At 68.1% G+C, this 11,812-nt stretch carries 7 protein-coding genes; 2 read left to right on the forward strand and 5 right to left on the reverse strand.

The genetic code is table 11. The features are described from left to right. Genes ACWFR1_RS32390 through ACWFR1_RS32400 form a run of 3 tightly spaced genes read right to left on the reverse strand, consistent with a single transcriptional unit; the run spans window position 1 to window position 3,148 of the window. On the reverse strand, window positions 1–876 hold the full coding sequence (locus tag ACWFR1_RS32390) for a carbohydrate ABC transporter permease (RefSeq protein WP_453557543.1): 876 nt from the start codon (window positions 874–876) through the stop codon (window positions 1–3). Beyond that, a complete protein-coding gene (locus ACWFR1_RS32395; RefSeq protein ID WP_453557563.1) occupies window positions 873–1,802 on the reverse strand; it encodes a carbohydrate ABC transporter permease in 930 nt (309 codons plus the stop codon). Before ACWFR1_RS32395 ends, ACWFR1_RS32390 begins: the two co-directional genes overlap by 4 nt. After that, window positions 1,802–3,148, reverse strand: coding sequence for an ABC transporter substrate-binding protein (locus tag ACWFR1_RS32400; protein WP_453557545.1), 1,347 nt, complete (start codon window positions 3,146–3,148; stop codon window positions 1,802–1,804). Before ACWFR1_RS32400 ends, ACWFR1_RS32395 begins: the two co-directional genes overlap by 1 nt. A 213-nt stretch (window positions 3,149–3,361) precedes the next feature. Between ACWFR1_RS32400 and ACWFR1_RS32405 the strand changes: the two genes are divergently transcribed. Continuing rightward, window positions 3,362–5,317 (forward strand): hypothetical protein, encoded by a 1,956-nt coding sequence (locus ACWFR1_RS32405; protein WP_453557547.1) that lies wholly within the window; start codon window positions 3,362–3,364, stop codon window positions 5,315–5,317. 63 nt (window positions 5,318–5,380) lie between these two features. Here the strand turns inward: ACWFR1_RS32405 and ACWFR1_RS32410 are convergent, their stop codons facing one another. Both ACWFR1_RS32410 and ACWFR1_RS32415 read right to left on the reverse strand, forming a co-directional pair. Continuing rightward, window positions 5,381–6,610 carry an aminotransferase class V-fold PLP-dependent enzyme gene (locus ACWFR1_RS32410; protein WP_453557549.1) on the reverse strand — a complete coding sequence of 410 codons (1,230 nt, stop codon included), beginning with the start codon at window positions 6,608–6,610 and terminating at the stop codon, window positions 5,381–5,383. 102 nt (window positions 6,611–6,712) lie between these two features. Beyond that, the gene (locus ACWFR1_RS32415; protein WP_453557551.1) at window positions 6,713–9,775 is read right to left on the reverse strand and encodes an NPCBM/NEW2 domain-containing protein; all 3,063 of its coding nucleotides are present in this window, start codon (window positions 9,773–9,775) and stop codon (window positions 6,713–6,715) included. 1,061 nt (window positions 9,776–10,836) lie between these two features. Between ACWFR1_RS32415 and ACWFR1_RS32420 the strand changes: the two genes are divergently transcribed. Then, complete coding sequence (locus ACWFR1_RS32420; RefSeq protein WP_453557553.1) at window positions 10,837–11,652, forward strand: FG-GAP repeat domain-containing protein; 816 nt, start codon at window positions 10,837–10,839, stop codon at window positions 11,650–11,652. Window positions 11,653–11,812 lie beyond the last annotated feature (160 nt).

Here is an 11,812-nt window from a genome sequence, read left to right on the forward strand (position 1 = left end):
TCACTCCTTGACGGCTCCGGCGAGCAGGCCGGAGACGAAATGGCGTTGCAGGGCGAGGAATACGACGGCCATGGGGATCGCGGCGACGGCCGTTCCGGTGAGGATGGCGCCGTAGTCGGTGTCGTCCACTCCTTGCAGGGAGGCGAGTGCCACCGGGATGGTGTACGACGCTCCGTCGCGCAGCACGATCAGGGGCCAGATGAAGTCGTTCCACTGGTAGAGGAAGAGGAAGATGCCCAGGGCTGCCAGCGCCGGCTTCATCGGCGGGAGGACGACCTTGACGAAGAGCCGGAGCTCTCCGCAGCCGTCCATGCGGCCCGAGTCGAGGAGTTCGTCGGGGAGCGCCGCCATGGACTGCCGCATCAGGAAGATCCCGAAGGGCAGGGCGAGGTTGGGCATGATCACGGCCTGGTAGGTGTTGAGCCACTGCAGCTCGGCCATCAGCTTGAACAGCGGCACCAGGGTGACCTGGGCCGGGATGACAAGGCCCAGCATCAGCAGGCCGAACAGTGGATCGCGGCCCTTGAAGCGGTACGTGGCGAAGGCGTAGCCGGCCAGTGTGCACACCGCTCCCGCACTCAGCGTGTAAATGAGGGCGATGCCCAGCGAGTTCAGCACGACGCGGCCGAAGGACGCCGTCTCCTGCAGGTGGGAGAGGTTCTCCGCGAGGTGTCCGCCGGGGAGCAGCGGTGGCGGGGAGTCGAAGATCTCCTGGGAGCTGTGGGTGCTGGCGATGACGAGCCAGTAGAAGGGGATGACGACCACGGCGAGAGCGATCGCCAGGCCTGAGGTCAGCATGATGCTGCTGCCACGGCTGCGCCGTGGGCGTGTGTCGCGGCCCGTGGCTCTGACGGTTCCGGTCGTGTCGGTGGTCATTTCCTGTCTCCCAGGACGCGGAACTGGATCAGCCCGAGGATGCCGATCAGTACGGCGAGGGCGTAGGCGATGGCCGAGGCGTAGCCGAAGTCGAAGTACACGAAGGCGTTCTGGTACAGGTACACGCCGATGGTGAGGGTGGCGTTGTCCGGTCCGCCGCGGGTGAGGATGTAGGGCTCGTCGAAGATCTGCAGGGTGCCGATGGTGGACAGCACCGTGGTGAGCAGGATCGCCGGTCGCAGTCCCGGAAGCGTCACGTGCAGGAAGGACTTCCACGCACCGGCGCCGTCGACGGAGGCCGCGTCGTACAGCTCCGTGGGGATGGACTGCAGCCGTGCGAGCAGGATCACCGCGTTGTAGCCGGTGTAGTGCCAGGTGAGGGCCAGGCCCAGGGAGACCTTCGCCCACAGCGGGTCGACGAGCCATGGCACCTCGCCGATCTCCGCCAGTCCCAGCAGCCAGTTCACCAGCCCGTACTTCTCGTTGAGCAGGACCGAGAAGATGAGGCCGTACGCCACCAGGCCGGTGATCATCGGCAGGAAGAACCCGAGCCGGAACACCGAGCGGCCGCGCAGCAGCGCCGAGTCGAAGGCGACGGCCAGTCCGGTGGCGAGCACCAGCATCACCGGTACCTGGACGGCGAGGATCACTCCGGTGTTCCGCAGCGCGGTCCAGAACAGCGGGTCGTCGAGCAGCCGGGCGTAGTTGTCGGCGCCGACGAAGGTGTCGGCACCCCCGACCGTCTTGTAGAGGCTGAGGACGAAGGACTGGCCGATCGGGTAGATCTTGAACGCGGCGAAGAGCAGCAGCGCGGGCAGGACGAAGGCGTACGGGGCCAGGCGCCGGGCGGTGAACCGCGGCGGGCGCGTCCTCTCGGCCGCGCCCGTCCGCGGCTTCGTGCCGGCCGGCGAGGTGAGGGCGGTCATCATGCCTTCTTGCGGCCGGTCTGCCGGGCGAGCTGATCGGCGGCCTCGCGCAGCGCCTTGGCGGGGTCGGCGCCGTTGAGGAGCACCTTCGTCTGGGCGTCGGTGGTGGCCTTGAGGGCGCGGGCGTAGTCGGCGGTGTAGTTGAACGCCGGCGAGTCCGCCTTCAGCGCGTCGAGGAAGACCTCGCCCTTCTTCTGGCCGCTGAAGAACGTCGACTCGGCGTGGAAGACCGGGTCGTCGTAGGCCTTCATCAGGGCGGGCGCGATGCCCTTCTCCTTGTAGATCTTCACCTGGTTCTCCGGGCGGGTGAGGATGAACTCGGCGAATCTCCAGGCCGCGGCCTGGTGCTTGCTGGTGCCGGACACGGCGAGGTGGGTCGAGTTGACGGTGGCACTGGTGAGGCCGCCGCGGCGGACGGCCGGGGGCAGGCGCACACCCCATTTGCCGGCCTCGCCGGGGACGGTCTCCTCGATGATGCCGCCGAACCACGTGGGCATGGGCAGTACGGCGGCGGTGCCCTTCTTGATGGAGCTGATCAGCGCGTTCCATCCGCCGGAGACGTCGCTCACGAGACCGGCGTCGTTCATCCGCTTGATGATCGTCATCGCCTTGACGGCTTCGGGCGAGTCGAGCGTGATCTCGCCGTCCAGGTTGAAGTAGAAGGCGCCCTGCAGCTGCAGGAGCATCTGGAAGAAGTTCGCGGAGTCGGCTTGGGAGGCGGGCTTGTCGATCCCGAGAAGGTACTTCCCCGTCCTGGCCTTGATCTGCTTGCCGGCCTCGACGGCGTCGTCCCAGGTGTCGATCGCGTGGACGTCGACGTCCGCGTCCTCGAAGACGTCGGCCCGGTAGTAGAAGCCGGCGGAGTTGGCCTCCCAGGGCAGGGCGTTCACCCGGCCGCCCTTGGACGAGACGGTCTGCCACAGGCCCCTGGCGAAGGCGTCCTTGTAGGTGTCCGCGCCGAGCTTGCTCAGGTCGGCGAGGCCGCCCGGGAACTTCTCGACGTAGCCCGGCAGGTAGTCGACGCCGATGTGGAGCACGTCGGCGAGTCCGGCTCCGCCGGCCGCGAGTCCTGTGGTGATCTTGTCCCAGATGGCCGGGTTGCCGATGTCCTGGACGGTGACCTTGATGTCCGGGTACTGCTTGTTGAACGCCGGTACGAGCGCCTTCATCTCGGCGGCCGGGCCCGCCCAGCTCCAGACCTCGATGTCTCCCTTCGCCGGGTCGCCGGACGCGCCGCCCCCCTTGCCCGTGACACCCGTGCCGGAGCAGGCGGTGAGGCCTCCCAGGCCGGCACCGGCGGCGAGTATGCCGCCTGCCCGCAGAACATTGCGACGGTTCATGCCCATGACACAACCCCTTGCCTCGCGGATCGAAGGGCCAAGCCGGCGAGCGCCAGACTGACGAGTGGCGACGTTAACCATCCCCCCATCGAACTTGCAATACTTCATTGAAAATTTGCTGCTCGATCCAGCATGGAAACCTTGCAGGAGCCTTGCAGGGCCTTGAAGGGCACTGTTAGCGTCCGGCCACCCGTACCGGCCCGCTAGCCCGGAGAGCTCATGAGACGCACTCGACCCACACGCCTGGCCCTCGTCGCGGCCATGGCCCTGCTCGCCCCGCTCACCCCGTGGGCCTTGGGCGGCCAGGCCGCCGCGGCGGGCCAGCCCCTGCTGACCATCGCGAACCCCGGATTCGAGCAGGGATCCACCGGCTGGACCTTCACCCCGGGCACAGGCGTCGCCTCCAACTTCCCGCACGGCGGCACCAAGCTGGTCTACCTGGACGCGGGAGCGGGCAGACGGGTCTCGCAGACGGTCACCGCCAACGGCCCCGGCATGTACGACTTCTCCGCCTGGATCGCCACCGGCGGCCCCGGAGCGACGTTCGTCGTCCGGGTCAACGGCGCCACCGTCGGCGCGGTGAGCCTGCCGAGCCGCTCCACATATGCCCGCTACACGATCAGCCGGGTGGAGCTGAGGGCCGGCGACCAGCTCGAGACGGCCTTCGAATCCGGCGACGGCTGGGTCAACGCCGACGATGTCATGATCTCACCAGCCGCCCCCGCCGACCCGGTCGTGACCTCGTCCGATCCGAAGGTCGTCGAGATGTTCGGCTGGGCGAAGCGCAAGGCCAACAGCTGGGTCCAACTGCCGGGCACCGTGGGCCCACTGAACGTCGACGAGCGCTACCCCTCGGGCTCCGGCACCGCCACCTACGGCCCGTCCTACTGGGCGGGCTACGCCCACCGCAGCGCCTACTACTCGCGCGACATGGTCCACCAGCTCGGCGGCGCGGCCGTGCTCGGCCTGCACGCCGAGAACAAGAGCATGCTGCGGGCCTTCGCCGCCTCGTCCACGGCCAAGCACAAGTACTTCCCCGTGTGGGCCGTCAACTTCGACAACAAGACCTACCTGTCGATCGACTACCGCAACCCCAACAGCTACGTACGCGAGGTCCCCGCCCCCTTCGAGCTGGTGGAGAAGGCCCATGAGGCCTACCGCTGGAGCGGCGACCCCGCGTATCTGGACGACCCGGTCCTGTGGGACTTCTACCGGCACACGACCAAGGAGTTCATCGCGCTCCACGACGGCCAGAAGCCCAACGGCGTCGCCGAGGGCACGGGCGACGGCATCTTCGCCGGAGCCGCGAGCTACAACGAAGTCGGCGAGGAACGACTCGCCGAGTCGGGCGACGCCATCGCCTCCCAGTACCAGGCGTACCTGGCCATGGCGGCCCTCGCGGAAGGCAAGGGCGACAGCGCACTGGCCGCCGACTTCACCGAGAAGGCCGCCGATCTCAAGGAGTACTTCAACTCGACCTGGAGCGGCACCGGCTCCGGTGAGTCCATGGTCCGGGGCTACACCGTCGACGGCCAGGCGCTCACCGGCTGGGGCAAGGAGAACAGCTGGTTCATGCCCATGAAGCGGCTCATCGCCCCCGGAGCACGCAACGACGCCTACCTCGACTACGTCGACCAGCAGGCGAGCGGAAGCGGCAAGCCGGCCAACATAGAGGCGATCTCGTACCTGCCCGACACCTTCTTCGCCCACAACCGCAACGACACCGCGTGGAAGTGGATGAACCACGTCTACGACCAGCGCGACGTGCAGCACCCGGTGTCCCGGCAGGGACCCAACGGCGACTACCCGGAGGTCTCGTACACCCTGGTCGACCAGACGGTGAAGGGCCTCTTGGGCGTCGAGCCCGACGCCCCCCACCACCGACTCACCACGCAGTCCCGCCTGCCGGCAGGCATGGACTGGCTGAAGATCGACCAACTGGAGATCGGCGGCCAGACGTTCGCGCTGCGCCATGACGGATCCACGAAGTCGACCCTGACCAACAGCGGGCCCTCCGCGTACACGTGGGAAGCCCGCTTCCCCGGCCGACGCTCGTCGGTCACGGTGGACGGTACGGCCCGGCCGGTCAGGACCAAGGTCGTCGACGGAACGACGTACACCTTCGCCGACATCTCCGTGCAGCCGGGCCGGACGGTGACCGCCGAGGTCGGCTGAGGCCGGACAGCCTCCGCCTCCGCCCCCGCTCCTAGGCGGGGGCGGAGGCTCCCACCCGTCCCCTCACTCCCGCTCGCTGGCGCGGGACCATGCCCCGAGCACGGGAACGCAACGCTCGGCGAAGTACTCGAAATCGGCAGCCGTGTTGTACACGTGCGTCGAAAGGCGCAGATAGCCGACGCCTCCGAAGCTGGTGAAGGCCGCGGCGACACCCAGCTCCCGCCCGACCCGGTCGCGTAGCGCGTCGGCCTCGGCGCGGGTGGCGGCCAACGGCGCGGGCAGCCGCACCAACCGCATGGCACCGACCGGCATCCCCACATCCACGCGGCAGTCCTGACCGGTCAGGTCCGAGAACGCCACGGCGATGATCCGCTCCGCGTGGTCGGCCAGCTCGCACATGTACGTGCGGGCCTTCCCCCATCCCCAGGTGTCCTCGATGAAGCCGAGGGCGGCGGGCGCGGCGAGGTAGCTGGTGGCATCGACGGTCCCCTGGGTGTCGAACCGGTCGGGGAAGGGCTCGGGAGCGCCCCATGAGTCGATCAGCGGGTGAAGACGGTCACGCAGTTCGGTGCGCGCGACGAGCGCCGCCGTGCCCCGCGGGGCGCAGCCGAACTTGTGGAGATTGCCGACCCAGAAGTCGCACTGGAGGTCGGCGAGGGGGTCGTCGGCCAGTCCCGGCACATGCGCCCCGTCCACGAGGATCGGGATGCCCCGCCTGCGCGCTTCGGCGGCGATCCGCGCCACCGGCATCCAACGCGCCGTCGCCGAGGTGATGTGATCGAGGACGATGAGCCCGGTCTTCTCACTCAGCGTCCCGATGACCCGCGCGTAAGCCGTGTCGGCGTCGGCGTCGAGCGGTACCCGTGCCGTGCGGACCAGGCCGCCCCAGCGCCGGGCCAGGCGCTCGGCCCCCATGGTCACGGCGCCATAGCCGTGATCGGTGACCACGATGTCGCCACCGGGTCGTTCGGGGACACCGGCGTAGACGACGCTCGCACCGGCGCTGGCATTGGGCACGAGAGCGAGGTCGTCCACCGCCACCCGCAGAAAGCGGGCGATCGCGCTCCGTGCGGCTGCCACCTGCCGGGGTAGCGCGGGAAACCACTCCACAGGTGAGGCGTCCATCCGCCGGCGAAGCCGGCTCTGCTCTTCCTGAGCCAGCAGCGGCACCGCTCCGAACGACCCGTGGTTCAGGTGCCTGACCGACGGGTCGAGCGACCAGGCAGCGGCGGCGGGACGGCCGTCAGCCAGCTCCAGCGGAGGCGGTGCGGTGGTGTGGTCTGTCGAATTCACGAGACTCCCAAGGGTTCGGGCAGGAATCCGGATCGGGCGCGGGGCGCAACGCCCAAGCCGGCGGGTCGCCCGTGAGGCTCCCCGCCGGCTCAGGTGTCGGCGCTACCTCACCAGTGTGGCCCCGGCCCAGTCGGCGTGGTCGCTGTTGATGCCGTCGCCCGCGTCCGTCACCTTCAACACCAGCGACTTCACCCCGGCGACGCTGACGTCGATGGACTGGGTCGCGCTCGACGGCGTCATCACCGCCGGGCTCCCGTACAACTTGACCCCGTCACCCCACACCTCGAACCTGACCGTCGCGTTCGCACCGACCTCGTCATCCACACCCACATCCGACCGGAACCGCGCGTAAGCACCGTTCAAGGCGTACGTGACGGTGCTGTCGGCGTGCGTACCGATGCCCTTGGCGTACGTGGTGCCGTTCAACTTGATGGGGTTCGACCCGACGCTCCTGTCCTTCTGAACGGCACCCCACCCGATCGTGGGAGTACCCGTCCAGTCCAGTTCGCTGAGGGACGTCGGCGCCGGGGCGTTCCCGATGAGCTTGGCCCCGGCCCAGTCGGCGTGGTCGCTGTTGATGCCGTCGCCCGCGTCCGTCACCTTCAACACCAGCGACTTCACCCCGGCGACGCTGACGTCGATGGACTGGGTCGCGCTCGACGGCGTCATCACCGCCGGGCTCCCGTACAGCTTGACCCCGTCACCCCACACCTCGAACCTGACCGTCGCGTTCGCACCGACCTCGTCATCCACACCCACATCCGACCGGAACCGCGCGTAAGCACCGTTCAAGGCGTACGTGACGGTGCCGTTGGCGTGCGTACCGATGCCCTTGGCGTACGTGGTGCCGTTCAACTTGATGGGGTTCGACCCGACGCTCCTGTCCTTCTGAACGGTGCCGAAGTCGCTGCTGGCGTCGGTCCAGGTCAGATCGCTCAGGTCGACCGTCGGGCCGCCCGCGGTGGTGGTGACCGCGGCGGTGTCGCTGGCCGCGGAGTAGTTCTCCGCGGCGTCGACCGCCCTCACCGTGAACGTGTACGGCGTCGAGGGCGACAGCCCGGTCGCGGTGAAGGTCGTGCCCGTCGACGTGCCGACGAGCGTGGTGCCGCGGTAGATGTTGTAGCCGGTCACACCGACGTTGTCGGTCGACGCCTTCCAGTTCAGCTCCACGCTGCTCGACGTCACATTGCTCGCTGTGAGGTCGGCCGGCGCGGTGGGGGCCGTGACATCGCCCCCCGCGGTCCCGGCGGTCGCGGTCGCGGACGCGCCGCCTGCCAGCGGCACGGTCACGTAGGACACCGTCTGGCCGTACAGCGACTTGGTCCGTGCCGGGTGCTCGGTGCCGTTCACGTTGACCGTGGCGTGGGTTCCGTAGAACTGGGCCTCCCAGTTGACGGTAGCGCCGGAGTTGTTGGTCAGCGTCGAGCTCGTCGTGCCGGTGTGCTTGAGCTTCAGGTCGTTGCCTCCGACCTTGAGGTGGTCGATCTCCACCCACGGCGTCTCGGACGTCAGCCGCGGGACGGTGGCCAGTTTCCCGTTCGGAGCGTCCGGCTGCACCCCCATCATGCCGTCGATGGTGTTGCTGACCGCCAGGAACGAGATCTCCGGGTAACTGTTCTTGCCGGTCATGAGCTTCTTGAGCCACGACCAGCCCTCCGCGGACCGGTTGTACTGGTAGTACATCTCCGGCAGGTAGGAGGTGGCCTCGACGTTCAGGTCGTCATCGTTGGCGGCGATGAAGTCCAGATACCCGCTGGTTCTGGGGCCGTGGTCGCCCAGGCCCGTCAGCATCATCAGGAAGCTGGCCTCGTGGCCCCAGCTGCTGTAGCCCTTGCCCGTGGCGTCCTTGCCGCGGATGTACCGGTTGTTCGAGGCGTCCCACCACTTCGCCTCGAAGTGGTCGCGCACCCGCTGAGCGCGATCGGCCCACTTCGCGCTGTTGGCGTTGTCGCCCTTCGTCTTGAGGATCTCCGCGTACGCCAGCATCGACTGGTACTGGTACCCGAGCGAATCGGCGGCGGAGACGAGGTTCTCGTTCGCGAACTCGAAGAACGTCGCCGAGTACTCCCCGGACTGCTTCTTCGCCGCCGGCTGCTCGCTGGACGGGTCCGCGTCGTTCCACGTCACCTCGTGGTCGGTCAGGAACGAACCCATGGTCGAGTCGTAGTACGCGGAAAGGGCCGGGTCGTTGATCCAGTCCGAGTCGCCCGTCCACTGGTACTGCTTGTACGCCTTGGCCATCACGTTGAACGGCGAGGGCAGTTCCCGGAAGCCCGTGCCGTCGATGTAGTACATAGCGCCGTAGGAGCTGTGCGCCCACAGCGGCCAGCCCTTCTGGCCCGGATCGTCGGCATCGCCGGCGAACGTCTTCATCATGTGGAGCGTCTCGGCGTCGAGGCCGAGCGCGTGCGCGCCGTCCGACTGGTGGGAGATGTCCCGGTTGTAGTAGGACTCCCGGTTGGTGTAGGCGCCCCAGTAGCCCGGCTCCACCGTGGCGTGCGTGGCGTTCTTGAGGCGCCACCACTCGGCTTCGTGCCCCATCATCGGGTTTCCCGGGTAGAACGTCATCCCCAGGGCCCGGTTCTTGCCCCAGTTGAAACCGTTGTTCAGTGTGGCGTTCGGCGAATCGATGGTCAGCGTGCTGGTCGGCGGCCCCACGTGTTCCTGGACCGTGATGCTGTCGACGCGCGGCACCTCGCCGGCGGACACAGCCGTCAGCTCGATGGTGTCACCGGCCTTGAGCGTGACTTCGCTCGACGTACGGGTGTCGATGTTCATCGGATCGGTGTAGTCGCCGCCCCACCGCTGGGACGTCGCCCACGAATCCACGGAGGTGGAGTTGACGGAGAGCCTGTACGTCACTCCGTTCGCGGTCTTGCCGTTGTAGCGCGTGATGAGGTCGTAGGTTCCGTCGGGGCCGGTGAAGGTCGTTCTGGCCGTGCTCGTCTGGCCTGCCACGCCTTGGGCATAGGTGACGTTGTCGACCGGCGCACCGTTCCAGGTGTGGTTGACGGTGGATGTCGTGAAGTTGGTCAGCGCCATCCTCTCGACTTCGATCACGTACGGCTCCGCCGTCGCCACCGCCGCCGCGGGCGCGGGGGGAAGGGCGACGGCGGTGGCAACCGATGCCAGTACGGCGGAAAGTGCACAAGCAATGCGACGCATGTGCGGTCGATCCTTTCGTGTGGGGGTTTCCGTGTTCCGAGCGCGGTCGAGCGCGGTCGAGCTCGACCGTCCATCTGGTGAGGTGCGAGAGACGCCAGGACAAAGGGCTCCCGGCAGCCGTCGACGGCCCGGACGACCCGGGCAGGGCAGAGCCGGCCCAGGCGCGGCGGAGCGGATCCGGCCCTGCCGACGGGGGTGCGGTACGAGATCGCCGTGATCGCGTCGATGGCGAAGCACGGCCGGGGGTACCCCGGAGAGGTCACCCGAGCTCGCGACGGCGGGTCGCTCGGGCGGGCTTGCCGACGCTGTCTCACACGGCGGGCGGTGCGGGGTGGCGTCCTTTCATCGCCAGACCATGTTGGAAGACGTTGAACTGTGTCGCCTATTGAGTACTTCACCGAGGGCGCTGTCAATAGTTGCGTCCGGTTCGATCGCGCCGACCCCGGCCACCCACGGGCCGAGCACCCAAGCCCGAACACTCCGCCCCGACATGCCGGATCCCGTGACGCTTCGCAGGTCAGCGGCTCGGCATGACCGGTCGGCATCCGCCCGACGGGTGGCCGCGACAAGGCGGACCACCGGGAACGGCGCGAGCGAATCTACGCCGGATCCACGCACTTGCAATGCGTAACTGATGATCAGAATGAAAACTTTCATCGATGCCTTGCATGACCGCAGTGGACGCGAGTAGCGTTCCGGCACGCAGACCCATCTGCACAACTGTCCGGCTGCGGCGGGGAGGAGGAAACGGTGTCGGCGCCCACGCTCAGCCAGACCGCCCGGTCGGAGAGGGTCACTTCAGTTCCCGGCGGCACCCTCGTCCTCGACAGCGAAGGACTCGCCAAGGCACCACCACCCGGCCCTGGAGTGGAAACCCTCCCTCCTGGCCATCGAACCGATCACCGAGCCAACCGCCCGCCGCGCTCTCCCAGCTCCCCACCGCACGCGCCGTACGCCGCCTGTACATCGCATGGGCGGTACGGGAACGCGCCCGGTGACGGTGACCGACGCGGCCCGCACGACGCCAACGTCTTCAGGGCGCAGGAGCCGGTCAGGGTGTCATGAACCGGTACGCCACCGAGACCAAGCTCTGGACGTTCCTCGGCAAGACCAACGGAGCGTTCCAGGCCCCGTTCGCCACCTGGACCGGTCCGGTCACCTCCTGGCAGTGGGAACGCGCCGTGCCGCACTCCGGTGACGCCAACGGCGACGGACGCGACGACGTCATCGCCTGGTACGAGTACTCCGACACCAGCGACGCCCTGTTCACCTTCGTCGCCAACGCCCAAGGCGGCTTCGGCACCCCGGTCAAGAGCTGGACCTCCACCACCTGGACCCGCGCCATGGGCAAGACCGTGACCGGCGACTACAACGGTGACGGCCGCGACGACATCGCCGTGTTCTACGACTACGCCGGCGGCGCCATCAAGGTGTGGACGTTCCTCGCCCAGCCGAACGGCGGATACGCCGCCCCCTTCGCCGGATTCGTCCACGACACGTCGGGCGACTGGGCCGCCACCAACGTCCACTCCGGCGACTTCGACGCCGACGGCCGCGACGACATCCCCTTCTGGTTCGACTACGCCGACGGCCGCGACATCGCCTACGTCCTCTTCGTCGCACCGCGCGCCGCGCTCACCCTCGCCGCCGGCAGCATGACGTACACGTCCATGAAGACGGTCGTCGGCGACTACAACGGCGACGGCCGCGACGACATCGGCGCCATGTACGGCTACACCAACGGCACCGTGAAGATGTTCACCTGGCTCACCAAGCCCGACGCCACCTTCGACCCCGTCAAGGTCAGCTGGTCCACCACCACCGCCGGCGCCTGGTCCTACGACGCCACCCACTTCATCAACCGTCATAACGGCTGAGCCCCACCCAGCCAGGGCTGTTGCAAAGTCGCATGATCTTGTAGTTGCGCTGGTCAGGGCAGGCAGATGAGGTCGAGGGGCCGGACGTGTGGCTGGTAGGAGAGGTGCCGGAGGCCGGCGGCGATGTTCCGTCGCCCGGTCCGGCGCAGGGTGTTGATGG

The organism is Streptomyces sp. NPDC055103 (genome assembly GCF_053607625.1).

Coding starts and splice junctions, on each gene's coding strand:
- ACWFR1_RS32390 (WP_453557543.1), bottom strand. CDS start 876: ATGACCACCGACACGACCGGAACCGTCAGAGCCACGGGCCGCGACACA.
- ACWFR1_RS32420 (WP_453557553.1), top strand. CDS start 10,837: ATGAACCGGTACGCCACCGAGACCAAGCTCTGGACGTTCCTCGGCAAG.
- ACWFR1_RS32395 (WP_453557563.1), bottom strand. CDS start 1,802: ATGACCGCCCTCACCTCGCCGGCCGGCACGAAGCCGCGGACGGGCGCG.
- ACWFR1_RS32400 (WP_453557545.1), bottom strand. CDS start 3,148: ATGGGCATGAACCGTCGCAATGTTCTGCGGGCAGGCGGCATACTCGCC.
- ACWFR1_RS32415 (WP_453557551.1), bottom strand. CDS start 9,775: ATGCGTCGCATTGCTTGTGCACTTTCCGCCGTACTGGCATCGGTTGCC.
- ACWFR1_RS32405 (WP_453557547.1), top strand. CDS start 3,362: ATGAGACGCACTCGACCCACACGCCTGGCCCTCGTCGCGGCCATGGCC.